This window comes from Pseudomonas sp. AC172, assembly GCF_979258595.1.
This window is the reverse complement of record NZ_OZ409868.1, coordinates 4,622,133-4,646,890: the sequence shown is the minus strand read 5'-3', so window position 1 is coordinate 4,646,890 and position 24,758 is coordinate 4,622,133. Positions and strand designations below refer to the sequence as shown.

Here is a 24,758-nt window from a genome sequence, read left to right as displayed (position 1 = left end):
TGTAGCCACCCGATGCGGTGGCGCAAACCATGGGGTTTGCACGATTTTCTGGCTGCTCCCGTCGGGAGGGGCCAAACAAGCAGGTGACCAAGCTGGGGAACGCTGATGGCTTACTCATATACTGAGAAAAAACGTATCCGCAAGGACTTTAGCAAGTTGCCGGACGTCATGGATGTGCCTTACCTCCTGGCCATCCAGCTGGATTCGTATCGTGAATTCTTGCAAGCGGGAGCGACTAAAGATCAGTTCCGCGACGTGGGCCTGCATGCGGCCTTCAAATCCGTTTTCCCGATCATCAGCTACTCCGGCAATGCTGCGCTGGAGTACGTCGGTTATCGCCTGGGCGAACCGGCATTTGATGTCAAAGAATGCGTATTGCGCGGTGTAACTTTCGCCGTACCTTTGCGGGTAAAAGTGCGCCTGATCATTTTCGACAAAGAATCGTCGAACAAAGCGATCAAGGACATCAAAGAGCAAGAAGTCTACATGGGTGAAATCCCCCTGATGACTGAGAACGGTACCTTCGTAATCAATGGTACCGAGCGTGTAATCGTTTCCCAGCTGCACCGTTCCCCGGGCGTGTTCTTCGACCACGACCGCGGCAAGACGCATAGCTCCGGCAAACTGCTGTACTCCGCGCGCATCATTCCTTACCGCGGTTCGTGGTTGGACTTCGAGTTCGACCCGAAAGACTGCGTGTTCGTGCGTATCGACCGTCGTCGCAAGCTGCCGGCATCGGTACTGCTGCGTGCGCTCGGCTATACCACTGAAGAAGTGCTGGACGCTTTCTACACCACCAACGTTTTCCACCTGAGCGGCGAAACCCTCAGCCTGGAGCTGATTGCTTCGCGTCTGCGTGGTGAAATTGCGGTTCTGGATATTCAGGACGAGAAGGGCAAGGTCATTGTTGAAGCGGGTCGCCGTATTACTGCGCGCCACATCAACCAGATCGAAAAAGCCGGCCTCAAGACCCTGGAAGTGCCTCTGGACTACGTCCTCGGTCGCACTACCGCCAAGGTCATCGTGCACCCGGCTACCGGCGAAATCCTGGCAGAGTGCAACACCGAGCTGAACACTGAGGTCCTGGCAAAAATTGCCAAGTCCGGCGTTGTTCGCATCGAAACTCTGTACACCAACGACATCGACTGCGGTCCGTTCGTCTCCGATACGCTGAAGATCGACTCCACCAGCAACCAATTGGAAGCCCTGGTCGAGATCTATCGCATGATGCGTCCAGGCGAGCCGCCAACCAAAGACGCTGCCGAAACCCTGTTCAACAACCTGTTCTTCAGCCCTGAGCGCTATGACCTGTCTGCGGTCGGCCGGATGAAGTTCAACCGTCGTATCGGTCGTACCGAGATCGAAGGTTCGGGCGTGCTGTGCAAGGAAGACATCGTCGCGGTACTGAAGACTCTGGTCGACATCCGTAATGGTAAAGGCATCGTCGATGACATCGACCACCTGGGTAACCGTCGTGTTCGCTGCGTAGGCGAAATGGCCGAGAACCAGTTCCGCGTTGGCCTGGTACGTGTTGAGCGTGCGGTCAAAGAGCGTCTGTCGATGGCTGAAAGCGAAGGCCTGATGCCGCAAGACCTGATCAACGCCAAGCCAGTGGCTGCGGCGGTGAAAGAGTTCTTCGGTTCCAGCCAGCTCTCGCAGTTCATGGACCAGAACAACCCGCTGTCCGAGATCACCCACAAGCGTCGTGTTTCTGCACTCGGCCCTGGCGGTCTGACTCGTGAGCGCGCAGGCTTTGAAGTTCGTGACGTACACCCGACTCACTACGGTCGCGTATGCCCGATTGAAACGCCGGAAGGTCCGAACATCGGTCTGATCAACTCCTTGGCTGCTTACGCTCGCACCAACCAGTACGGCTTCCTGGAAAGCCCGTACCGCGTGGTGAAAGAGGGTGTGGTCACCGACGAGATCGTGTTCCTGTCCGCCATTGAAGAAGCCGATCACGTGATCGCGCAGGCTTCGGCGACCATGAACGACCAGAAAGTCCTGATCGACGAACTGGTAGCCGTACGTCACCTGAACGAATTCACCGTCAAGGCGCCTGAAGAAGTCACCTTGATGGACGTTTCGCCGAAGCAGGTAGTTTCGGTTGCAGCGTCGCTGATTCCGTTCCTCGAGCACGACGACGCCAACCGTGCGTTGATGGGTTCGAACATGCAGCGTCAAGCTGTACCAACCTTGCGCGCTGACAAGCCGCTGGTAGGTACCGGCATGGAGCGTAACGTAGCCCGTGACTCCGGCGTTTGCGTCGTGGCTCGTCGTGGTGGCGTGATCGATTCCGTCGACGCCAGCCGTATCGTGGTTCGTGTTGCTGATGACGAAGTTGAAACCGGCGAAGCTGGTGTCGACATCTACAACCTGACCAAATACACCCGCTCGAACCAGAACACCTGCATCAACCAGCGTCCGCTGGTGAGCAAGGGTGATCGCGTTCAGCGTAGCGACATCATGGCCGACGGCCCGTCCACCGACATGGGTGAACTGGCACTGGGTCAGAACATGCGCATCGCATTCATGGCATGGAACGGCTTCAACTTCGAAGACTCCATCTGCCTGTCCGAGCGTGTGGTTCAGGAAGACCGCTTCACCACGATCCACATTCAGGAACTGACCTGTGTGGCCCGTGACACCAAGCTTGGGCCTGAGGAAATCACTGCAGACATCCCGAACGTGGGTGAAGCTGCACTGAACAAACTGGACGAAGCCGGTATCGTTTACGTAGGTGCTGAAGTTGGCGCAGGCGACATCCTGGTGGGTAAGGTCACTCCGAAAGGCGAGACCCAACTGACTCCGGAAGAAAAACTGCTGCGTGCAATCTTCGGTGAGAAAGCCAGCGACGTTAAAGACACTTCCCTGCGCGTACCTACCGGTACTAAAGGTACTGTCATCGACGTACAGGTCTTCACCCGCGACGGCGTTGAGCGTGATGCTCGTGCACTGTCGATCGAGAAGACTCAGCTCGACGAGATCCGCAAGGATCTGAACGAAGAGTTCCGTATCGTTGAAGGCGCGACTTTCGAACGTCTGCGTTCCGCTCTGGTAGGCCACAAGGCTGAAGGCGGCGCAGGTCTGAAGAAAGGTCAGGACATCACCGACGAAGTTCTCGACGGTCTTGAGCATGGTCAGTGGTTCAAGCTGCGCATGGCTGAAGATGCTCTGAACGAGCAGCTCGAGAAGGCTCAAGCCTACATCGTTGATCGCCGCCGTCTGCTGGACGACAAGTTCGAAGACAAGAAGCGCAAACTGCAGCAGGGCGATGACCTGGCTCCAGGCGTGCTGAAAATCGTCAAGGTTTACCTGGCAATCCGTCGTCGCATCCAGCCGGGCGACAAGATGGCCGGTCGTCACGGTAACAAAGGTGTGGTCTCTGTGATCATGCCGGTTGAAGACATGCCGCACGATGCCAATGGCACCCCGGTCGACGTCGTCCTCAACCCACTGGGCGTACCTTCGCGTATGAACGTTGGTCAGATCCTTGAAACCCACCTGGGCCTCGCGGCCAAAGGTCTGGGTGAGAAGATCAACCGGATGGTCGAAGAGCAGCGTAAAGTCGCTGAGCTGCGTACCTTCCTGGACGAGATCTACAACCAGATCGGTGGTCGTAACGAAGATCTGGACAGCTTCTCCGATCAGGAAATCCTGGATCTGGCGAAGAACCTGCGTGGCGGCGTTCCAATGGCCACTCCAGTGTTCGACGGCGCCAAGGAAAGCGAAATCAAGGCCATGCTGAAACTGGCAGACCTGCCGGAAAGCGGCCAGATGCAGCTGACTGACGGCCGTACCGGCAACAAGTTCGAGCGTCCAGTTACCGTTGGCTACATGTACATGCTGAAGCTGAACCACTTGGTAGACGACAAGATGCACGCGCGTTCTACCGGTTCGTACAGCCTGGTTACCCAGCAGCCGCTGGGTGGTAAGGCGCAGTTCGGTGGTCAGCGTTTCGGGGAGATGGAGGTCTGGGCACTGGAAGCATACGGTGCTGCTTACACTCTGCAAGAAATGCTCACAGTGAAGTCGGACGATGTGAACGGCCGTACCAAGATGTACAAAAACATCGTGGATGGCGATCACCGTATGGAGCCGGGCATGCCCGAGTCCTTCAACGTGTTGATCAAGGAAATTCGTTCCCTCGGCATCGATATCGATCTGGAAACCGAATAACACGTGACGCGAATCGAGAGCGGGGCAGGATTGCCCGCTCTCTGCTCCGCCAGGAGGAAAGGCCTTGAAAGACCTACTGAATTTGCTGAAAAACCAGGGTCAAGTCGAAGAGTTCGACGCCATCCGTATCGGATTGGCCTCGCCTGAGATGATCCGCTCATGGTCGTTCGGTGAAGTTAAAAAGCCGGAAACCATCAACTACCGTACGTTCAAACCTGAGCGTGACGGTCTGTTCTGCGCCAAGATCTTTGGCCCGGTAAAGGATTACGAGTGCCTGTGCGGTAAGTACAAGCGCTTGAAGCACCGTGGTGTGATCTGCGAGAAGTGCGGCGTTGAAGTTGCATTGGCCAAGGTTCGTCGTGAGCGCATGGCGCACATCGAACTGGCTTCGCCGGTTGCCCACATCTGGTTCCTGAAATCGCTGCCGTCCCGTATCGGCTTGCTGATGGACATGACCCTGCGTGATATCGAACGCGTTCTCTACTTCGAGAGCTATGTCGTTATCGATCCAGGCATGACCACCCTTGAAAAAGGTCAGCTGCTGAACGACGAGCAGTACTTCGAAGCGCTGGAAGAGTTCGGTGACGACTTCGACGCCCGTATGGGTGCTGAAGCTGTCCGTGAACTGCTGCACGCTATCGACCTGGAACACGAGATTGGCCGTCTGCGTGAAGAAATTCCGCAAACCAACTCCGAAACCAAGATCAAGAAGCTGTCCAAGCGTCTGAAGTTGATGGAAGCCTTCCAGGGTTCCGGCAACCTGCCAGAGTGGATGGTGCTGACCGTTCTGCCGGTTCTGCCGCCAGATCTGCGTCCACTGGTCCCGCTGGATGGCGGTCGTTTCGCGACTTCCGACCTCAACGATCTGTATCGTCGAGTGATCAACCGTAACAACCGTTTGAAGCGCCTGCTGGATCTGTCCGCTCCGGACATCATCGTGCGTAACGAAAAGCGTATGTTGCAGGAAGCTGTCGATGCTCTGCTCGACAACGGTCGTCGTGGCCGCGCTATCACCGGTTCGAACAAGCGTCCTCTGAAATCCCTGGCTGACATGATCAAGGGTAAGCAAGGTCGTTTCCGTCAGAACTTGCTCGGTAAGCGTGTTGACTACTCCGGTCGTTCGGTAATTACCGTAGGCCCGACCCTGCGTCTGCATCAGTGCGGTCTGCCGAAGAAAATGGCTCTCGAGCTGTTCAAACCGTTCATTTTCGGCAAGCTGGAAATGCGTGGTCTCGCGACCACCATCAAAGCGGCCAAGAAAATGGTCGAGCGCGAACTGCCAGAGGTTTGGGACGTTCTCGCTGAAGTGATTCGCGAACACCCGGTTCTTCTCAACCGTGCACCGACCCTTCACCGTCTGGGTATCCAGGCGTTTGAACCGGTACTGATCGAAGGTAAGGCTATCCAGCTGCACCCGCTGGTCTGCGCCGCGTACAACGCCGACTTCGACGGCGACCAAATGGCCGTGCACGTACCGCTGACACTGGAAGCCCAGTTGGAAGCGCGCGCGTTGATGATGTCGACCAACAACATTCTGTCGCCAGCCAACGGTGAGCCAATCATCGTTCCGTCGCAGGACGTTGTATTGGGTCTGTACTACATGACTCGTGAAGCGATCAACGCCAAAGGCGAGGGTCGTGTGTTCGCGGATCTGCAGGAAGTTGACCGTGTGTTCCGTGCCGGCGAAGCCGCACTGCACGCCAAGGTCAAGGTTCGTATCAACGAAACCGTAAACGACCGTGACGGCAACAGCGTGAGCGGTACCCGTATCGTCGACACTACTGTCGGCCGTGCGCTGCTGTTCCAGGTTGTGCCAAAAGGTCTGTCGTACGACGTCGTCAACCTGCCGATGAAGAAAAAGGCGATCTCCAAGCTGATCAACCAGTGCTACCGCGTGGTTGGTTTGAAAGAGACCGTGATCTTTGCTGACCAGTTGATGTACACCGGTTTCGCTTACTCGACCATCTCCGGCGTTTCCATCGGTGTTAACGACTTCGTTATCCCGGATGAAAAAGCCCGCATCATCGGTGCTGCCACCGACGAAGTGAAAGAGATCGAGAGCCAGTACGCCTCCGGCCTGGTAACCCAGGGCGAGAAGTACAACAAAGTGATCGACCTTTGGTCGAAAGCGAACGACGAAGTTTCCAAGGCAATGATGGCCAACCTCTCGAAAGAGAAGGTTATCGACCGTCACGGCGTTGAAGTCGATCAAGAGTCTTTCAACTCGATGTACATGATGGCTGACTCGGGTGCGCGGGGTTCCGCAGCACAGATTCGTCAGCTGGCCGGTATGCGTGGTCTGATGGCCAAGCCGGACGGTTCCATCATTGAAACGCCGATTACTGCGAACTTCCGTGAAGGTTTGAGCGTACTTCAGTACTTCATCTCCACTCACGGTGCTCGTAAAGGTCTGGCGGATACCGCGTTGAAAACTGCGAACTCCGGTTACCTGACTCGTCGTCTGGTAGACGTGGCGCAGGATCTGGTTGTAACCGAGATCGATTGCGGCACCGAACACGGTCTGCTGATGACTCCGCACATTGAAGGCGGTGACGTTGTAGAGCCGTTGGGTGAGCGCGTATTGGGTCGTGTTATTGCCCGTGACGTATTCAAGCCAGGTACCGAGGACGTTATCGTTCCTGCCGGCACTCTGGTAGACGAGAAGTGGGTCGAGTTCATCGAGCTGAACAGCATCGACGAAGTGATCGTGCGTTCGCCGATCAGCTGCGAAACCCGCTATGGCATTTGCGCCAAGTGCTACGGCCGTGATCTGGCTCGTGGTCACCAGGTGAACATCGGTGAAGCGGTCGGCGTTATTGCTGCCCAGTCCATCGGTGAGCCGGGTACCCAGCTGACGATGCGTACGTTCCACATCGGTGGTGCGGCAAGCCGTACTTCCGCAGCCGACAGCGTTCAGGTGAAGAATGGCGGTACCGTCCGTCTGCATAACCTGAAGCATGTTGAGCGAGTGGATGGTCACTTGGTAGCTGTGTCCCGTTCCGGTGAGCTGGCCATCGCTGATGACTTCGGTCGTGAGCGCGAGCGTTACAAGCTGCCGTACGGTGCTGTGATTTCGGTTAAAGAGGGTGACAAGGTCGACGCTGGCGCAATCGTGGCCAAGTGGGATCCGCACACTCACCCGATCGTTACCGAAATGAAAGGTACCGTGACCTACGTGGGCATGGAAGAAGGCATCACGATCAAGCGTCAGACTGACGAATTGACCGGTATGACCAACATTGAAGTACTCGACGCGAAAGATCGTCCAGCTGCGGGCAAAGAAATCCGTCCAGCAGTGAAGATGGTCGATGACAACGGCAAGGATCTGTTGCTGCCAGGCACTGACGTTATCGCTCAGTACTTCCTGCCAGCCAACGCCCTGGTCGGTGTTGCGGACGGTGCGAAGATCGCGATCGGTGATGTTATCGCGCGTATCCCGCAAGAAACTTCGAAGACCCGTGACATCACCGGTGGTCTGCCGCGTGTTGCCGACTTGTTCGAAGCTCGTCGTCCGAAAGAAGCGTCGATTCTGGCTGAAGTCAGCGGCACCATTGCGTTCGGTAAAGAAACCAAAGGCAAGCGCCGTCTGGTTATTACCCCGAACGACGGTACCGATCCGTACGAAGAGCTGATTCCGAAGTGGCGTCACCTGAACGTGTTCGAAGGCGAACAGGTAAACCGCGGCGAAGTTATCTCCGACGGTCCAAGCGATCCGCATGACATCCTGCGTCTGCTGGGTGTGAGCGCGCTGGCCAAGTACATCGTTAACGAGATCCAGGACGTTTACCGTCTGCAAGGCGTGAAGATCAACGACAAGCACATCGAGACCATCCTGCGTCAGATGCTGCGTAAAGTTGAAATCGCTGAATCCGGCGATTCGAGTTTCATCAAGGGCGACCAGATGGAACTGACTCACGTACTGGTAGAGAACGAGCGTCTGGGCGGCGAAGACAAGTTCGTCTCCAAGTACACTCGCGTTCTGTTGGGTATCACCAAGGCGTCGTTGTCCACCGAATCGTTCATCTCGGCGGCTTCCTTCCAGGAAACCACTCGCGTACTGACCGAAGCGGCAGTCACCGGCAAGCGCGATTACCTGCGCGGCCTGAAAGAAAACGTTGTCGTGGGTCGTCTGATCCCGGCAGGTACCGGCCTGGCATATCACAGCGAGCGCAAGCGTCGCCGTGAGGCAGACAAGCCGTTGCGCGTAAGCGCCAGTGAAGTGGAAGCTGCACTGACCGAAGCGCTGAACTCGAGCGGTAACTGAGTTCTGCGATAAATGAGCGTAAGGCCCTGATCGCTCCGTTCATCGAATCGAGACAATTTGTCGAGGTTCGAGGGGCGGGGAGGTCGGGGCCTTGCCTTGACTGGGGACAAGATCCTCTTTAGACTCTTGATCCCCTAAATTTGGCGGGAATTCGTTCCTGCCATTTTGCTTTTCTTGCAAGACAATAGCGTCGCAAGACAACAGTGGAGCTAGTAGATGGCAACTATCAACCAGCTGGTACGTCAGCCGCGTAAGCGTATCGTCGAGAAATCCGACGTACCTGCGCTGCAGAACTGCCCGCAACGTCGTGGCGTGTGCACCCGTGTGTACACCACTACGCCGAAAAAACCTAACTCGGCACTGCGTAAAGTATGCCGTGTGCGCCTGACCAACGGTTTCGAGGTTTCCTCGTACATCGGTGGTGAAGGTCACAACCTGCAAGAGCACAGCGTGGTACTGATCCGCGGCGGTCGTGTAAAAGACTTGCCAGGTGTTCGTTACCACACCGTTCGCGGCTCCTTGGATACTTCCGGCGTTAAAGGTCGTAACCAGGGTCGTTCGAAGTACGGTACCAAGCGTCCGAAGTAATCGGCCGTTTTGCAGATTTTCATTTTATTGAGTCGATAAGAGTAAGGTCGGGCACGCATCCATTGGATCTGTCCCGAGCTAACCTGAAGACCGCTTGAGGGCTTATCATGCCAAGACGTCGCGTAGCAGCAAAGCGTGAGATTCTGGACGATCCGAAATACGGAAGCCAGATCCTCGCCAAATTCATGAACCACGTTATGGAAAGCGGCAAGAAAGCCGTTGCCGAGCGTATCGTTTATGGTGCCCTGGAAACCGTTGCGACCCGTAAGGCTGGCACCGATCCCCTGGAACTCTTCGAAAAAGCACTCGACGCCATCGCTCCGCTGGTCGAAGTGAAGTCGCGCCGCGTTGGTGGTGCTACTTACCAGGTTCCGGTCGAGGTTCGTCCTTCCCGTCGTAACGCTCTGGCAATGCGCTGGTTGGTAGACTTCGCCCGTAAGCGTGGCGAGAAGTCTATGGCTCTGCGTTTGGCTGGCGAACTGCTGGATGCTGCTGAAGGTAAAGGTGCTGCTGTTAAGAAGCGTGAAGACGTGCACCGTATGGCTGAAGCTAACAAAGCTTTCTCGCACTACCGCTTCTAATTTTAGCTTCACTAATTTTGCGAGGGCTTTATGGCTCGTACTACTCCGATTAGCCGCTACCGTAACATCGGTATCGTCGCTCACGTGGATGCTGGTAAAACCACCACCACCGAGCGCGTCCTTTTTTACACCGGCAAAAGTCACAAAATGGGCGAGGTGCATGACGGCGCCGCGACCACAGACTGGATGGTTCAGGAGCAGGAGCGTGGTATTACCATTACTTCTGCTGCTATTACCGCCTTCTGGAAAGGTTCCGAGAAGCAGTACAAGGACGAGCATCGCTTCAACGTAATCGATACCCCGGGCCACGTTGACTTCACTATTGAAGTTGAACGCTCCCTGCGCGTACTCGACGGCGCTGTCGTTGTGTTCTGTGGTACTTCGGGTGTTGAGCCTCAGTCGGAAACCGTATGGCGTCAAGCCAACAAGTACGGCGTTCCACGTCTTGTTTACGTAAACAAGATGGACCGTGCTGGCGCCAACTTCCTGCGCGTGATCGGTCAGATCAAGCAGCGTCTGGGTCACACTCCGGTGCCAATCCAGTTGGCCATCGGTTCCGAAGACAACTTCCAGGGTCAGATCGATCTGATCAACATGCAAGCTGTCTACTGGAATGACTCTGACAAAGGTATGGTCCCTGTTCGCAAGGACATCCCTGCTGAGCTGCAAGAGCTGGCTGAAGAGTGGCGCAACAACATGGTTGAGGCTGCTGCCGAAGCCAACGAAGAGCTGATGAACAAGTACCTTGAAGGCGAAGAGCTGACGATCGTAGAGATCAAAGCTGCTTTGCGTCAGCGTACTATCGCCGGCGAAATCGTACTGGCTGTTTGCGGTTCTTCGTTCAAGAACAAGGGCGTTCCCCTGGTTCTCGACGCCGTTATCGACTTCCTGCCTGCGCCAACCGACATTCCTGCTATCAAGGGTACTGACCCGGATAACGAGGAAATCGAGCTGGAGCGTCATGCAGACGATGCGGAGCCGTTCTCGGCTCTGGCGTTCAAGATCGCTACCGACCCATTCGTGGGTACCTTGACCTTCGTCCGCGTTTACTCGGGCGTGTTGAACTCCGGCGACGGCGTGATCAACTCGGTTAAAGGTAAAAAAGAGCGCGTGGGTCGTATGGTGCAAATGCACGCAAACGCCCGTGAAGAGATCAAGGAAGTGCGCGCTGGTGACATCGCGGCCCTGATCGGCATGAAGGACGTCACCACTGGTGAAACCCTCTGCAACGCTGACAAGCCAATCATCCTGGTTCGCATGGACTTCCCGGAGCCGGTTATTTCGGTTGCCGTAGAGCCTAAGACCAAGGATGACCAGGAAAAAATGGGTATCGCACTGGGCAAGCTTGCTCAGGAAGACCCGTCTTTCCGCGTTAAAACTGATGAAGAGACTGGTCAAACGATCATCTCCGGCATGGGCGAGCTGCACCTGGACATCCTGGTTGACCGGATGCGCCGTGAGTTCAACGTCGAAGCCAACATCGGCAAGCCTCAGGTTTCGTATCGTGAGCGCATCACGAAGAACTGTGAAATCGAAGGCAAGTTCGTTCGTCAGTCCGGTGGTCGCGGCCAGTTCGGTCACTGCTGGATTCGTTTTGCTCCTGCTGACGAAGGTCAGGAAGGTCTGCAATTCGTGAACGAAGTTGTAGGTGGTGTGGTTCCTAAGGAATACATCCCGGCTATCCAGAAGGGTATCGAAGAGCAGATGAAGAACGGCGTTGTTGCCGGCTATCCGCTGATCGGCCTGAAGGCTACCGTGTTCGATGGTTCTTACCACGACGTCGACTCCAACGAGATGGCGTTTAAAGTGGCTGCCTCCATGGCGACCAAGCAACTGGCCCAGAAGGGCGGTGGTGAGTTGCTTGAGCCGATCATGGCAGTAGAGGTTGTTACGCCTGAAGACTATATGGGTGATGTGATGGGCGACCTTAACCGTCGTCGCGGCATGATCCAGGGTATGGAAGACACAGTGTCCGGCAAGGTTATCCGTGCCGAGGTTCCACTGGGTGAGATGTTCGGTTATGCGACCGACGTTCGTTCCATGTCCCAGGGTCGCGCAAGCTACTCTATGGAATTCAAAAAATACGATACGGCTCCGTCGCACATCGTCGAATCCGTAACCAAAAAACAAGGCTGATTCAGCCCCTTTAGGCTAGGAGTTAATTGTCGTGGCTAAAGAAAAATTTGATCGTTCCCTACCGCACGTCAACGTTGGCACCATCGGTCACGTTGACCACGGTAAAACCACTCTGACTGCTGCTCTGACTCGCGTTTGCTCCGAAGTTTTCGGTTCGGCAATCGTTGACTTCGACAAGATCGACAGCGCACCGGAAGAGAAAGCTCGCGGTATCACCATCAACACCGCACACGTTGAGTACAACTCGAAGATCCGTCACTACGCTCACGTTGACTGCCCAGGTCACGCTGACTATGTGAAGAACATGATCACCGGTGCTGCTCAAATGGACGGCGCTATTCTGGTTTGCTCGGCCGCTGATGGTCCGATGCCACAAACCCGTGAGCACATCCTGCTGTCCCGTCAGGTTGGCGTTCCGTACATCGTGGTTTTCCTGAACAAGGCTGACCTGGTAGACGACGCTGAGCTGCTGGAACTGGTTGAGATGGAAGTTCGCGACCTGCTGTCGACTTACGACTTCCCGGGCGATGACACTCCAATCATCATCGGTTCGGCTCGTATGGCGCTGGAAGGCAAAGACGACAACGAGATGGGCACCACTGCCGTCAAGAAACTGGTTGAGACTCTGGACAGCTACATCCCAGAACCAGTTCGTGTGACCGACAAGCCGTTCCTGATGCCAATCGAAGACGTATTCTCGATCTCCGGTCGCGGTACTGTTGTGACTGGTCGTATCGAGCGCGGTATCGTTCGCGTTCAGGATCCGCTGGAAATCGTTGGTCTGCGTGACACCACCGTTACTACTTGCACCGGTGTTGAAATGTTCCGCAAGCTGCTCGACGAAGGTCGTGCTGGCGAGAACTGCGGCGTTCTGCTGCGTGGTACCAAGCGTGACGACGTTGAGCGTGGTCAGGTTCTGGTTAAGCCGGGTTCGGTTAAGCCGCACACCACTTTCACCGCAGAAGTTTACGTTCTGAGCAAGGAAGAAGGCGGCCGTCATACTCCGTTCTTCAAAGGCTACCGTCCACAGTTCTACTTCCGTACTACTGACGTGACTGGTAACTGCGAGCTGCCAGAAGGCGTTGAAATGGTAATGCCAGGTGACAACATTCAGATGACTGTTACCCTGATCAAAACCATCGCAATGGAAGACGGTCTGCGTTTCGCTATCCGTGAAGGCGGTCGTACCGTCGGCGCTGGCGTCGTAGCCAAAATCATCGCTTAATTCTCTTTTGTAGAGATTGCTTGATGATTTGAAAAAGCCCCCGCTCAGCGGGGGCTTTTTTATTGGGTTGACACCTATCTGGGGCGTCTATAGAATTGCGCCTCCTTTTAACGGGCGTATTGCGCTCGGTGGGAATAGCAGCCGGAGTCTGAAATCCAATGCAAAATCAGCAAATCCGTATCAGGTTGAAGGCTTTCGACCATCGCCTGATCGACCAATCAACCCAGGAAATCGTGGAAACCGCGAAACGTACTGGTGCTCAAGTGCGTGGTCCAATTCCACTGCCTACCCGTAAAGAGCGGTTCACCGTTCTGGTTTCCCCGCACGTCAACAAAGACGCGCGTGACCAGTACGAGATCCGCACTCATAAGCGCGTTCTGGACATCGTCCAGCCAACGGATAAAACCGTTGATGCACTTATGAAGCTTGATCTTGCGGCCGGTGTGGAAGTGCAGATCAGCCTCGGCTAAGACTCGGTCTTAGTCGTGTAACGCTCTGAAATGGGCGGCCATAGCGGGTGAAAGCCCCGTACACTCATGAGGTTTACAACATGACTATTGGTGTAGTCGGTCGTAAATGCGGTATGACCCGTATTTTCACCGAAGAAGGTGTCTCCATTCCGGTCACGGTCATTGAGATCGAGCCGAATCGCGTCACCCAGTTCAAAACTGAAGAGACCGATGGCTATCGTGCAGTGCAAGTCACTGTCGGCGAGCGTCGTGCTTCGCGTGTAACAGCAGCTCAGGCTGGCCACTTCGCTAAAGCGAACGTTGCCGCTGGTCGCACTACCATGGAATTCCGCCTTGAAGAAGGCGAGTACCAGGCTGGCGATCTGATCAACGCTGAAATCTTCGCCGCTGGTCAACTGGTTGATGTAACCGGTCAGTCCAAGGGTAAAGGCTTCCAGGGTACGATCAAGCGTTGGAATTTCCGCGGGCAAGATAACACCCACGGTAACTCCGTATCCCACCGCGTCCCAGGCTCTATCGGCCAGTGCCAGACTCCTGGTCGTGTATTCAAGGGCAAGAAAATGTCCGGTCATATGGGCGCTGAGCGCGTGACCGTGCAGTCCCTGGAAGTAGTGCGCGTGGACGCTGAACGCAATCTGTTGTTGGTCAAGGGTGCTGTTCCTGGCGCTACTGGCGGCAACCTGGTTGTACGTCCAGCAGCCAAGGCTCGCGGTTAAGGGGAAGCTGACATGCAATTAAATGTAAATGACGCTCAAGCGATCGAAGTTTCCGAACTGACATTTGGCGGCGAATTCAACGAGACGCTGGTTCACCAAGCAGTCGTGGCCTACATGGCTGGCGGCCGTCAAGGTACCAAGCAGCAGAAGACCCGTTCCGACGTTCGTGGTGGCGGTAAGCGCCCATGGCGTCAGAAAGGTACTGGCCGTGCTCGTGCCGGTACTATCCGTAGCCCAATCTGGCGTGGCGGCGGTACCACTTTTGCAGCACGTCCACAGGATCACTCCCAGAAGCTGAACAAGAAGATGTATCGCGCAGCAATGCGCTCCATCCTTGCTGAGCTGGTGCGTACTGATCGTCTGGTCGTGGTTCAGGATTTCGCTGTTGAAACTCCGAAAACCAAAGATCTGCTGGGCAAGCTGAACAACATGAGCCTGACCGACGTTTTGATCGTGTCGGACGCTGTTGATCAGAACCTGTACCTGGCTGCTCGTAACCTGCCGCACGTAGATGTACGTGACGTTCAAGGTTCCGATCCAGTTAGTCTGATCGCATACGACAAGGTGTTGATCACCGTGTCGGCCGTGAAGAAATTCGAGGAGCTGCTGGGATGAACCAGGAACGCGTATTTAAAGTTCTGCTTGGCCCGCACGTTTCCGAGAAGGCTACGGTTCTGGCAGACAAGAAAGGCCAGTTCGTTTTCAAGGTTGCTACTGACGCAACCAAGCTGGAAATCAAGAAGGCCGTCGAAAGCCTGTTCAGCGTGAAAGTAGAGCGCGTCACTACCCTGAATGTTCTGGGTAAGAGCAAGCGCACTGCTCGCGGTCTGGGCAAGCGTAATGACTGGAAGAAGGCAGTTATCTCCCTTCAGCCAGGCCAAGATCTCGATTTCAGCAGCAGTGCTGAGTAAGGAAGGGGTGCATCATGGCAATCGTTAAATGCAAACCGACTTCCCCTGGCCGCCGTTTTGTGGTCAAGGTGGTCAACCAGGAGCTGCATAAAGGCGCTCCTCACGCACCGCTGCTCGAGAAAAAATCGAAGACTGGTGGTCGTAACAACAATGGCCGTATTACCACGCGTCACATCGGTGGTGGTCATAAGCAGCATTATCGTATGGTCGATTTCCGTCGCAACGACAAAGATGGCATCGTCGCCACTGTCGAGCGTATCGAATACGATCCAAACCGTACTGCTCACATCGCACTGCTTTGCTACGCAGACGGCGAGCGCCGCTACATCATCGCCCCTAAAGGCGTGAGTGCTGGCGACCAGCTGATCGCAGGCGCTCTGGCTCCAATCAAGCCAGGCAACGCTCTGCAACTGCGCAACATTCCAGTCGGTTCTACCGTACACGGCATCGAACTGAAGCCAGGTAAAGGCGCACAGATCGCTCGTTCCGCTGGTGCTTCGGCTCAGCTGATCGCTCGTGAAGGCGTTTACGTTACCCTGCGTCTGCGTTCCGGTGAAATGCGTAAAGTCCTGGCTGAATGCCGTGCGACCCTGGGCGAAGTCTCGAACTCCGAGCACAGCCTGCGTTCGCTGGGTAAAGCTGGTGCCAAGCGCTGGCGTGGCGTTCGCCCAACCGTTCGTGGTGTTGCCATGAACCCGGTTGACCACCCACATGGTGGTGGTGAAGGTCGTACCTCTGGTGGTCGTCATCCGGTATCGCCATGGGGCTTCCCGACTAAGGGCGCGAAGACTCGTGGTAATAAGCGTACCGACAAAATGATCGTCCGTCGTCGCAAGTAAATAGAGGGATACGACAGTGCCACGTTCTCTGAAAAAAGGTCCTTTTATTGATCTTCACCTACTGAAGAAGATCGAAGTGGCGGCGGAAAAGAACGATCGCAAACCAATTAAGACTTGGTCGCGTCGTTCGATGATCCTGCCACAAATGGTCGGTCTGACCATCGCAGTACACAACGGTCGTCAGCACGTCCCAGTTCTCGTTAACGAAGACATGGTCGGCCACAAACTGGGCGAGTTCGCCGGTACCCGCAACTATCGCGGGCACGTGGCTGACAAGAAAGCCAAGCGTTAAGGGGTTAGGAAATGGAAGTAGCCGCTAAGTTGTCGGGCGCTCGAATCTCCGCCCAGAAAGCCCGCTTGGTCGCCGACCAGATCCGCGGGAAGAAGGTGGGCGAAGCGCTCAACTTGTTGGCTTTCAGCAGTAAGAAAGCCGCCGAGATCATGAAGAAAGTGCTGGAGTCGGCCGTAGCCAACGCCGAGCATAACGAAGGCGCAGACGTTGATGACCTGAAGGTCAGCACCGTTTTCGTCAACGAAGGGCGTTCGCTGAAGCGCATCATGCCACGTGCCAAAGGCCGTGCTGATCGCATCGTCAAGCGGTCTTGCCATATCACTGTCAAGGTTGCTGACAAGTAACGGAGTCGAAGAGATGGGTCAGAAAGTACATCCCATTGGCATTCGCCTGGGAATCGTCAAGGAGCACACCTCCGTCTGGTACGCAGACGGTCGGACTTATGCGGACTACTTGTTCGCAGATCTGAAAGTGCGTGAGTATCTCCAAGACAAACTAAAAAGCGCGTCCGTAAGCCGTATCGATATCCATCGTCCGGCCCAAACTGCACGTATCACCATCCACACCGCTCGTCCAGGTATCGTTATCGGGAAGAAAGGTGAAGATGTTGAGAAACTGCGTCAGGACCTGACCAAGCAAATGGGTGTGCCTGTGCACATCAATATCGAAGAGATCCGCAAGCCGGAGCTCGACGGTATGCTGGTTGCGCAGAGCGTAGCTCAGCAGCTGGAGCGCCGTGTAATGTTCCGTCGCGCTATGAAGCGCGCAGTTCAGAACGCCATGCGCATTGGTGCCAAGGGCATCAAAATCCAAGTGAGCGGTCGTCTCGGCGGTGCTGAAATCGCACGTACTGAATGGTATCGCGAAGGTCGTGTGCCATTGCACACCCTGCGTGCCGACATCGACTATGCCAACTACGAAGCTCACACCACTTACGGTGTGATCGGTGTAAAGGTTTGGATCTTCAAAGGCGAAGTAATTGGTGGTCGCCAAGAAGAGCTGAAACCACAAGCACCAGCGCCTCGTAAAAAAGCTGCTAAGTAAGGGGTACGCCAAATGTTGCAACCTAAGCGTACGAAGTTCCGCAAGCAGATGACAGGCCACAACCGTGGTCTGGCTCAGCGCGGTAGCAAAGTCAGCTTCGGCGAGTTCGCGCTGAAGTCTGTAGCTCGTGGTCGTCTCACCGCTCGTCAGATCGAGTCAGCGCGTCGTGCTCTGACCCGTCACGTTAAACGTGGCGGCAAGATCTGGATCCGTGTATTCCCGGACAAGCCTATTTCCAAAAAGCCCCTCGAAGTTCGTATGGGTAAAGGTAAGGGTAGTGTGGAGTACTGGGTTGCCCAGATTCAGCCAGGCAAAGTCCTGTATGAAATCGAGGGTGTTTCTGAAGAGCTGGCGCGTGAGGCTTTTGCCCTGGCTGCTGCAAAGCTGCCGCTCGCCACCGCCTTTGTTAAACGGACGGTGATGTGATGAAAGCGAATGAACTTCGTGAAAAATCCGCACAGCAGCTGAACGAGCAACTGCTCGGCTTGCTGCGCGACCAGTTCAATCTGCGCATGCAGAAAGCAACTGGCCAGTTGGGGCAGTCTCATCTGCTCTCGCAAGTTAAGCGTGACATCGCTCGCGTGAAGACTGTGCTCAACCAGCAGGCAGGTAAGTGATCATGGCTGAAGCCGAAAAAACTGTCCGTACGCTGACTGGCCGTGTTGTCAGCGACAAGATGGACAAAACCATCACCGTACTGATCGAGCGTCGCGTAAAGCACCCGATCTACGGTAAATACGTTAAGCGTTCGACTAAGCTGCACGCGCACGACGAAACCAACCAGTGCCACATCGGCGACAAAGTCACTATTCGTGAAACTCGTCCTATGGCCAAGACCAAGTCTTGGGCGCTGGTTGATGTTCTCGAACGCGCTGTGGAAGTCTAAGGACTAGGGGTCGGAGAAATTATATGATTCAGACTCAATCCATGCTCGATGTGGCCGATAACAGCGGCGCTCGCCGTGTTATGTGCATCAAGGTGCTGGGTGGCTCCCATCGTCGTTACGCTGGTATCGGTGACATCATCAAAGTTACCGTGAAGGAAGCAATTCCTCGCGGTAAAGTGAAAAAAGGCCAAGTGATGACTGCTGTTGTAGTCCGCACTCGTCACGGCGTACGTCGTGCTGATGGCTCCATTATCCGCTTTGATGGCAACGCTGCTGTTCTTCTGAACAACAAGCAAGAGCCGATCGGCACCCGTATCTTTGGGCCAGTGACCCGTGAACTTCGTACTGAGAAGTTCATGAAGATCGTCTCGCTCGCCCCAGAAGTGCTGTAAGGAGATCCGACATGCAAAAGATTCGTCGTGACGACGAGATCATCGTGATCGCCGGCAAAGACAAAGGTAAGCGCGGTAAGGTGCTTAAGGTTCTTGCTAATAACCGTCTGGTTATTAGCGGTCTGAACCTGGTCAAGCGTCATACCAAGCCTAACCCGATGTCGGGCGTACAAGGCGGTATCGTCGAAAAAGAGGCTCCACTGGACGCTTCTAACGTCGCCATTTTCAACGGCGAAACCAACAAGGCTGACCGCGTTGGTTTCAAAGTAGAAGACGGCAAGAAAATTCGTGTCTTCAAGTCGACCCAAAAAGCGGTTGATGCTTGAACACTGCTAGGTAGAAGACCATGGCACGACTAAAAGAGATTTACTGGAAGGAAATCGCACCGAAGCTTAAGGAAGAACTTAAGCTTTCGAACGTGATGGAAGTTCCACGCGTTACAAAGATCACCCTGAACATGGGTCTGGGCGAGGCTGTTGGTGACAAGAAAGTCATCGAGCATGCTGTTGCTGACCTGGAAAAGATCACCGGCCAAAAAGTCGTTGTGACCTACGCTCGTAAATCCATCGCTGGCTTTAAAGTCCGTGAAGGATGGCCGATCGGCGTCAAAGTGACTCTGCGCCGTGAGCGTATGTATGAGTTCCTGGATCGTCTGCTGTCGATCTCCCTGCCTCGGGTTCGCGACTTCCGCGGCCTGAATGCCAAGTCCTTCGATGGTCGTGGTAACTACAGCATGGGCGTGAAAGAGCAGATCATTTTCCCGGAAATCGACTACGACAAGATCGATGCTCTCCGCGGTCTGGACATTACCCTGACCACCACTGCCAAGAACGATGATGAAGGCCGCGCTCTGCTGCGTGCTTTCAAATTCCCGTTCCGCAACTGATTGGAGTAGGAAAATGGCCAAGAAGAGCATGAAAAACCGTGAGCTGAAGCGTCAGCTCACCGTTGCCAAGTACGCCACCAAGCGTGCAGCGCTGAAAGCTATCATCGTTGATCTGAACGCAAGTCCAGAAGCACGTTGGGAAGCTACCGTAGCTCTGCAGAAGCAACCACGTGACGCAAGCGCTTCGCGCATGCGTAACCGTTGCCGCCTGACTGGTCGTCCGCACGGCGTTTACCGCAAGTTCGGCCTTGGCCGTAACAAGTTGCGTGAAGCTGCAATGCGTGGTGACGTACCAGGTCTGGTTAAAGCCAGCTGGTAATTGCTGTCAAAGTCTCGATGTTCGGGTTCGCGAGAACCTGACCATCGGTGGCCTTGAATCTGAATCAAGCCCCTTTTGGGGCTTGATTCATTTCTGGGGTATGTCTAGAATGACCGGCTCGCCTGAGCCCGTGTTTTTCATGCCCGGAAGTTCTCGGCGACAAGTAGTAGCCGCAAGGCTAATTTTTCTGTATTAGGAGCGTCTAGCCCATGAGTATGCAGGACCCGTTAGCGGACATGCTAACTCGAATCCGTAATGCCCAGATGGCTGAAAAGTCTGTCGTAAGCATGCCATCTTCCACGTTGAAGGCGGCTGTAGCAAAAGTCCTGAAGGACGAAGGTTACATCGCGGATTTTCAGATCACCACCGACGCTAAGCCGTCGTTGTCCATCGAGCTGAAGTACTTCGAAGGCCGTCCGGTTATCGAAGAAGTGAAGCGCGTTAGTCGTCCAGGCCTGCGTCAGTACAAGTCCGTTGAAGATCTGCCGAAAGTTCGTGGCGGTCTTGGCGTGTCTATCGTCTCCACCAACAAAGGTGTGATGACGGATCGTGCTGCGCGCGCTGCCGGTGTCGGCGGCGAAGTTCTTTGCACTGTGTTCTAAGGGGGGATAAGCATGTCTCGCGTCGCTAAGAACCCCGTTAAGCTGCCAGCCGGTGTCGAAGTAAAATTCGCAGGCCAACAGCTTTCGGTGAAGGGTGCCAAGGGTACTCTTGAACTGAACATCCATTCGTCCGTTGAGATCGTTGAAGAAGCTGGTGAGCTGCGTTTCGCTGCTCGCAATGGCGATCAACAAACTCGCGCAATGGCCGGTACCACGCGTGCGTTGGTAAACAACATGGTCCAAGGCGTAAGCCAAGGCTTCGAGCGCAAGCTCCAGCTGGTCGGTGTTGGTTACAAGGCGCAAGCAAAAGGCACGGTTCTGAACCTGGCCCTTGGCTTCTCGCACCCAGTGGATTACGAACTGCCGGAAGGCATCACCGCTGAGACTCCTAGCCAGACCGATATCCTGATCAAGGGCATCGACAAGCAGCTGGTAGGTCAAGTGGCCGCTGAGATCCGCGACTTCCGTCCACCAGAGCCGTACAAAGGCAAAGGTGTGCGCTACGCGGACGAAGTCGTCCGTCGTAAAGAAGCCAAGAAGAAGTAGGGCATAGCAAATGACCGACAAAAAAGTTACTCGACTGCGTCGCGCTCGCAAAGCACGCCTGAAAATGCACGAACTAGAAGTCGTGCGTCTCTGCGTGTTCCGCTCGTCGCAGCACATCTACGCCCAGGTCATCTCGGCCGACGGCAACAAAGTCCTGGCAAGCGCCTCGACTTTGGATAAAGAACTGCGTGATGGCGCCACTGGCAACATCGACGCGGCCACAAAGGTTGGCCAGCTGGTCGCTACGCGTGCTAAGGCCGCGGGCGTCTCGCAAGTGGCTTTCGACCGCTCTGGCTTCAAGTACCACGGCCGCGTTAAAGCGCTGGCTGATGCTGCTCGTGAAGCTGGGCTGGAGTTCTAAGTTATGTCAAATAACGACCAAAAGCGCGACGAAGGCTACATTGAGAAGCTGGTTCAAGTTAACCGCGTAGCCAAAACCGTTAAAGGCGGCCGTATCTTCACTTTCACCGCGTTGACCGTGGTTGGTGATGGTAAAGGGCGTGTTGGCTTCGGCCGTGGCAAGTCGCGTGAAGTGCCTGCTGCGATCCAGAAGGCAATGGAAGCTGCTCGCCGCAACATGATCCAAGTTGATCTGAACGGCACCACTCTGCAGTACGCAATGAAGTCCGCTCACGGCGCTTCGAAGGTGTACATGCAGCCTGCTTCTGAAGGTACCGGTATCATCGCTGGCGGCGCTATGCGTGCTGTCCTCGAAGTTGCTGGCGTTCAGAACGTTCTGGCCAAGTGCTACGGCTCGACTAACCCGGTAAACGTGGTTCACGCCACTTTCAAAGGTTTGAAAGCTATGCAGTCTCCTGAATCCATTGCCGCCAAGCGTGGCAAAAGCGTCAAGGAGATCTTCTGATCATGGCTACCGTTAAAGTAACGCTGATCAAAAGCATGACCGGCCGCATCCCTAACCACAAACTGTGCGTTAAGGGTCTGGGTCTGCGTCGCATCGGTCACACTGTAGAAGTCCAGGATACTCCCGAGAATCGCGGGATGATCAACAAGGCTTACTACATGCTGCGTGTCGAGGGTTAATCGATGAAACTCAATGATCTGAGTCCAGCGCCGGGTTCCCGTCGCGAAAAGCATCGTCCGGGCCGTGGTATCGGTAGCGGTTTGGGTAAGACTGGTGGCCGTGGTCACAAAGGTCAGACCTCCCGCTCCGGTGGCACCATTGCTCCAGGCTTTGAAGGCGGTCAACAGCCGCTGCATCGTCGCCTGCCGAAGTTCGGTTTCGTTTCCCTGAAAGCCATGGATCGCGCAGAAGTGCGTCTTTCCGAACTGGCTAAAGTGGAAGGCGACATCGTCACCGTGCAGTCCCTGAAAGATGCCAACGTGATCAACGTCAACGTACAGCGTGTGAAAATCATGCTGTCCGGTGAAGTGACTCGCGCTGTCACTATCGGCAAGGGAATCGGCGCCACCAAAGGTGCGCGTGCGGCTATCGAAGCAGCTGGCGGCAAGTTCGAGGAATAAATGGCTAAGCAAGGTGCTCTCTCTGCGCTCGGCAAAGGCGGTATGTCTGAACTCTGGGCTCGTCTGCGTTTTCTGTTCCTGGCGATTATCGTCTACCGAATAGGCGCACACATCCCGGTTCCAGGTATCAACCCGGACCGACTCGCAGACCTGTTTCGACAGAATGAGGGGACCATTCTTAGCTTGTTCAACATGTTCTCCGGCGGCGCGCTGGAACGGATGAGCATCTTTGCACTGGGGATCATGCCGTACATTTCGGCATCGATCATCATGCAATTGATGACCGCCGTCAGCCCGCAGTTGGAGCAGTTGAAGAAGGAAGGTGAAGCTGGCCGTCGCAAGATTAGCCAGTACACCCGCTACGGCACCGTCGTCCTTGCTCTCGTTCAGGCTATTGGCATGTCCATTGGTCTGGCGGGGCAGGGCGTTGCGTTCACTGGTGACTTTGGCTTCCATTTCGTCGCGGTATCCACGTTTGTGGCTGGTGCGATGTTCATGATGTGGCTGGGTGAGCAGATTACTGAGCGTGGTGTAGGCAACGGTATCTCGATGTTGATTTTTTCGGGTATCGTCGCCGGTCTTCCGAGAGCAATCGGGCAGTCTTTCGAGTCTGCGCGTCAGGGTGATATCAACATCTTCGCCTTGGTTGCCATCGGTTTGCTGGCAGTAGCGATTATCGGTTTCGTGGTGTTCATTGAGCGTGGTCAGCGTCGTATTGCTGTTCACTACGCCAAGCGTCAGCAGGGCCGTAAGGTTTTTGCTGCACAGACAAGCCACTTGCCGCTTAAGGTGAACATGGCCGGCGTTATTCCGGCTATCTTCGCGAGCAGCATTTTGCTGTTCCCGGCTTCGTTGGGTGCCTGGTTCGGTCAGTCTGAAGGTATGGGCTGGTTGCAGGACATCTCGCAGTCGATCGCTCCTGGTCAGCCGTTGAATATTCTGCTGTTTAGTGCAGGGATTATTTTCTTCTGCTTCTTCTATACGGCGTTGATGTTCAATCCGAAAGACGTAGCGGAAAACCTGAAGAAGTCCGGTGCCTTTATTCCGGGCATCCGTCCAGGTGAGCAGTCTGCGCGCTACATTGATGGCGTTCTGACTCGCTTGACCATGTTCGGTGCTCTTTACATGACGGCCGTGTGCTTGTTGCCCCAGTTCCTGGTGGTTGCAGCAAACGTTCCGTTCTACCTTGGCGGGACCTCGTTGCTGATCGTGGTCGTGGTTGTGATGGACTTCATGTCCCAAGTACAATCGCACCTCGTTTCGCACCAGTACGAATCCCTGATGAAGAAAGCCAACCTGAAGGGTTACGGCAGCGGCATGTTGCGCTGAGTACCCATAAGGTTCGAGGAGTTGGTGATGAAAGTTCGTGCATCGGTGAAAAAGCTGTGCCGTAACTGCAAGATTATTCGCCGCGAAGGTGTTGTTCGAGTAATTTGCAGCGCGGAACCGCGTCACAAACAGCGCCAAGGCTGAGTGTGATTGTGCTTCAAGCCCGGTAGCTAGTGCGCTACCGGGTTGATTATTTGTTATTACAGCGATATTATCTCGCGCCCTATTTCTTGGCTTCCGGGGCGTAGGTAGCTGTCAATTGGAGTCCCACTGAATGGCCCGTATTGCAGGCGTTAACATTCCAGATAACAAGCATACTGTTATCTCGCTGACCTACATCTATGGTGTTGGTCGCACTACTGCGCAGAAAATTTGCGCAGAGACTGGGGTAAACCCAGCCGCAAAGATCAAAGATCTGAGCGACGAGCAGATTGAGCAGTTGCGTGGCGAAGTGGCGAAGTTCACCACTGAAGGTGACCTGCGTCGCGAAATCAACATGAAAATCAAGCGTTTGATGGACCTCGGTTGCTACCGTGGTCTGCGTCATCGTCGTGGTCTTCCAGTACGCGGTCAGCGTACCAAGACTAACGCGCGTACCCGTAAAGGTCCGCGTAAGCCGATCCGCAAGTAATCGCCCACGCGAATCGACAGGAAATTAATCATGGCAAAACCTGCTGCTCGTCCTCGTAAAAAAGTTAAAAAGACAGTGGTTGATGGCATCGCCCACATCCATGCTTCTTTTAACAACACCATCGTGACCATCACCGACCGTCAAGGTAACGCGCTTTCTTGGGCTACCTCCGGTGGTTCGGGTTTCCGCGGTTCCCGCAAGTCCACCCCGTTTGCTGCTCAAGTAGCTGCTGAACGTGCTGGTCAAGCTGCGCTGGAATACGGCCTGAAAAACCTCGACGTTAACGTCAAGGGTCCAGGTCCAGGTCGTGAATCCGCAGTCCGCGCTTTGAACGGCTGTGGCTACAAGATCGCCAGCATCACCGACGTGACGCCAATCCCGCACAACGGGTGCCGTCCGCCGAAGAAGCGCCGCGTGTAATCCAGGAGATTGTAAAG

General features: G+C 55.1%; 31 protein-coding genes. All 31 read left to right on the top strand.

Going from position 1 to position 24,758, the window contains the following annotated elements:
- Window positions 1-105 precede the first annotated feature (105 nt).
- Window positions 106-4,179, top strand: a complete 4,074-nt coding sequence (rpoB, locus tag ACZ0A4_RS21015) for a DNA-directed RNA polymerase subunit beta (RefSeq protein ID WP_463576246.1) — start codon at window positions 106-108, stop codon at window positions 4,177-4,179.
- 64 nt (window positions 4,180-4,243) lie between these two features.
- On the top strand, window positions 4,244-8,443 hold the full coding sequence (gene rpoC / locus ACZ0A4_RS21010; protein ID WP_007916472.1) for a DNA-directed RNA polymerase subunit beta': 4,200 nt from the start codon (window positions 4,244-4,246) through the stop codon (window positions 8,441-8,443).
- A gap of 216 nt (window positions 8,444-8,659) precedes the next feature.
- Complete coding sequence (gene rpsL, locus ACZ0A4_RS21005) at window positions 8,660-9,031, top strand: 30S ribosomal protein S12 (RefSeq protein ID WP_003186084.1); 372 nt, start codon at window positions 8,660-8,662, stop codon at window positions 9,029-9,031.
- Window positions 9,032-9,138: 107 nt separating this feature from the next.
- Window positions 9,139-9,612, top strand: a complete 474-nt coding sequence (rpsG, locus tag ACZ0A4_RS21000; RefSeq protein WP_007916467.1) for a 30S ribosomal protein S7 — start codon at window positions 9,139-9,141, stop codon at window positions 9,610-9,612.
- A gap of 30 nt (window positions 9,613-9,642) precedes the next feature.
- Window positions 9,643-11,748 carry an elongation factor G gene (gene fusA, locus ACZ0A4_RS20995; protein ID WP_463576245.1) on the top strand — a complete coding sequence of 702 codons (2,106 nt, stop codon included), beginning with the start codon at window positions 9,643-9,645 and terminating at the stop codon, window positions 11,746-11,748.
- 31 nt (window positions 11,749-11,779) lie between these two features.
- A complete protein-coding gene (gene tuf, locus ACZ0A4_RS20990; RefSeq protein ID WP_007918472.1) occupies window positions 11,780-12,973 on the top strand; it encodes an elongation factor Tu in 1,194 nt (397 codons plus the stop codon).
- Between the two features lie 158 nt (window positions 12,974-13,131).
- A complete protein-coding gene (gene rpsJ / locus ACZ0A4_RS20985; protein WP_003186070.1) occupies window positions 13,132-13,443 on the top strand; it encodes a 30S ribosomal protein S10 in 312 nt (103 codons plus the stop codon).
- An 80-nt stretch (window positions 13,444-13,523) separates the two neighbouring features.
- Window positions 13,524-14,159, top strand: a complete 636-nt coding sequence (gene rplC / locus ACZ0A4_RS20980) for a 50S ribosomal protein L3 (RefSeq protein ID WP_003228738.1) — start codon at window positions 13,524-13,526, stop codon at window positions 14,157-14,159.
- Window positions 14,160-14,171: 12 nt separating this feature from the next.
- Window positions 14,172-14,774 carry a 50S ribosomal protein L4 gene (gene rplD, locus ACZ0A4_RS20975; protein WP_007918468.1) on the top strand — a complete coding sequence of 201 codons (603 nt, stop codon included), beginning with the start codon at window positions 14,172-14,174 and terminating at the stop codon, window positions 14,772-14,774.
- Window positions 14,771-15,070, top strand: coding sequence for a 50S ribosomal protein L23 (rplW, locus tag ACZ0A4_RS20970; RefSeq protein ID WP_002555488.1), 300 nt, complete (start codon window positions 14,771-14,773; stop codon window positions 15,068-15,070). The genes rplD and rplW overlap by 4 nt, the downstream gene beginning before the upstream one ends.
- A 14-nt stretch (window positions 15,071-15,084) precedes the next feature.
- Entirely contained in the window at window positions 15,085-15,909 is an 825-nt protein-coding gene (rplB, locus tag ACZ0A4_RS20965) for a 50S ribosomal protein L2 (protein WP_003228734.1), read from the top strand.
- 16 nt (window positions 15,910-15,925) lie between these two features.
- Complete coding sequence (gene rpsS, locus ACZ0A4_RS20960; protein WP_011336172.1) at window positions 15,926-16,201, top strand: 30S ribosomal protein S19; 276 nt, start codon at window positions 15,926-15,928, stop codon at window positions 16,199-16,201.
- Between the two features lie 11 nt (window positions 16,202-16,212).
- Window positions 16,213-16,545, top strand: a complete 333-nt coding sequence (gene rplV / locus ACZ0A4_RS20955) for a 50S ribosomal protein L22 (RefSeq protein WP_003103908.1) — start codon at window positions 16,213-16,215, stop codon at window positions 16,543-16,545.
- Between the two features lie 13 nt (window positions 16,546-16,558).
- Window positions 16,559-17,245: a 30S ribosomal protein S3 gene (rpsC, locus tag ACZ0A4_RS20950; RefSeq protein WP_003176422.1), complete on the top strand. Its 687-nt coding sequence runs from the start codon at window positions 16,559-16,561 to the stop codon at window positions 17,243-17,245.
- A 12-nt stretch (window positions 17,246-17,257) separates the two neighbouring features.
- Entirely contained in the window at window positions 17,258-17,671 is a 414-nt protein-coding gene (rplP, locus tag ACZ0A4_RS20945; RefSeq protein ID WP_007896757.1) for a 50S ribosomal protein L16, read from the top strand.
- Window positions 17,671-17,862: a 50S ribosomal protein L29 gene (rpmC, locus tag ACZ0A4_RS20940; RefSeq protein ID WP_002555481.1), complete on the top strand. Its 192-nt coding sequence runs from the start codon at window positions 17,671-17,673 to the stop codon at window positions 17,860-17,862. Before rplP ends, rpmC begins: the two co-directional genes overlap by 1 nt.
- Before the next feature lie 2 nt (window positions 17,863-17,864).
- Window positions 17,865-18,131 carry a 30S ribosomal protein S17 gene (gene rpsQ / locus ACZ0A4_RS20935; RefSeq protein ID WP_003194644.1) on the top strand — a complete coding sequence of 89 codons (267 nt, stop codon included), beginning with the start codon at window positions 17,865-17,867 and terminating at the stop codon, window positions 18,129-18,131.
- Between the two features lie 23 nt (window positions 18,132-18,154).
- Entirely contained in the window at window positions 18,155-18,523 is a 369-nt protein-coding gene (gene rplN / locus ACZ0A4_RS20930; protein WP_002555479.1) for a 50S ribosomal protein L14, read from the top strand.
- An 11-nt stretch (window positions 18,524-18,534) separates the two neighbouring features.
- A complete protein-coding gene (gene rplX / locus ACZ0A4_RS20925; RefSeq protein WP_008081905.1) occupies window positions 18,535-18,849 on the top strand; it encodes a 50S ribosomal protein L24 in 315 nt (104 codons plus the stop codon).
- A gap of 20 nt (window positions 18,850-18,869) precedes the next feature.
- Window positions 18,870-19,409, top strand: coding sequence for a 50S ribosomal protein L5 (gene rplE, locus ACZ0A4_RS20920; RefSeq protein WP_003176415.1), 540 nt, complete (start codon window positions 18,870-18,872; stop codon window positions 19,407-19,409).
- A 13-nt stretch (window positions 19,410-19,422) separates the two neighbouring features.
- A complete protein-coding gene (rpsN, locus tag ACZ0A4_RS20915; RefSeq protein WP_003228726.1) occupies window positions 19,423-19,728 on the top strand; it encodes a 30S ribosomal protein S14 in 306 nt (101 codons plus the stop codon).
- 209 nt (window positions 19,729-19,937) lie between these two features.
- Entirely contained in the window at window positions 19,938-20,330 is a 393-nt protein-coding gene (gene rpsH / locus ACZ0A4_RS20910) for a 30S ribosomal protein S8 (RefSeq protein ID WP_077574736.1), read from the top strand.
- Window positions 20,331-20,342: 12 nt separating this feature from the next.
- Window positions 20,343-20,876, top strand: a complete 534-nt coding sequence (rplF, locus tag ACZ0A4_RS20905; protein WP_003176412.1) for a 50S ribosomal protein L6 — start codon at window positions 20,343-20,345, stop codon at window positions 20,874-20,876.
- A 10-nt stretch (window positions 20,877-20,886) separates the two neighbouring features.
- The gene (gene rplR / locus ACZ0A4_RS20900) at window positions 20,887-21,237 is read left to right on the top strand and encodes a 50S ribosomal protein L18 (RefSeq protein WP_003186037.1); all 351 of its coding nucleotides are present in this window, start codon (window positions 20,887-20,889) and stop codon (window positions 21,235-21,237) included.
- A 3-nt stretch (window positions 21,238-21,240) separates the two neighbouring features.
- Complete coding sequence (gene rpsE / locus ACZ0A4_RS20895) at window positions 21,241-21,741, top strand: 30S ribosomal protein S5 (RefSeq protein ID WP_003186035.1); 501 nt, start codon at window positions 21,241-21,243, stop codon at window positions 21,739-21,741.
- A 2-nt stretch (window positions 21,742-21,743) separates the two neighbouring features.
- Window positions 21,744-21,920, top strand: a complete 177-nt coding sequence (rpmD, locus tag ACZ0A4_RS20890; RefSeq protein WP_003176408.1) for a 50S ribosomal protein L30 — start codon at window positions 21,744-21,746, stop codon at window positions 21,918-21,920.
- Between the two features lie 3 nt (window positions 21,921-21,923).
- A complete protein-coding gene (gene rplO, locus ACZ0A4_RS20885; protein ID WP_003228720.1) occupies window positions 21,924-22,361 on the top strand; it encodes a 50S ribosomal protein L15 in 438 nt (145 codons plus the stop codon).
- The gene (secY, locus tag ACZ0A4_RS20880) at window positions 22,362-23,690 is read left to right on the top strand and encodes a preprotein translocase subunit SecY (RefSeq protein WP_003228718.1); all 1,329 of its coding nucleotides are present in this window, start codon (window positions 22,362-22,364) and stop codon (window positions 23,688-23,690) included. It begins immediately after the preceding gene.
- Between the two features lie 27 nt (window positions 23,691-23,717).
- The gene (gene rpmJ / locus ACZ0A4_RS20875) at window positions 23,718-23,834 is read left to right on the top strand and encodes a 50S ribosomal protein L36 (protein ID WP_002555468.1); all 117 of its coding nucleotides are present in this window, start codon (window positions 23,718-23,720) and stop codon (window positions 23,832-23,834) included.
- A 130-nt stretch (window positions 23,835-23,964) separates the two neighbouring features.
- On the top strand, window positions 23,965-24,321 hold the full coding sequence (rpsM, locus tag ACZ0A4_RS20870) for a 30S ribosomal protein S13 (protein ID WP_009045849.1): 357 nt from the start codon (window positions 23,965-23,967) through the stop codon (window positions 24,319-24,321).
- Window positions 24,322-24,351: 30 nt separating this feature from the next.
- Window positions 24,352-24,741, top strand: a complete 390-nt coding sequence (gene rpsK / locus ACZ0A4_RS20865; protein ID WP_002555466.1) for a 30S ribosomal protein S11 — start codon at window positions 24,352-24,354, stop codon at window positions 24,739-24,741.
- The last annotated feature ends 17 nt before the right edge of the window (window positions 24,742-24,758 follow it).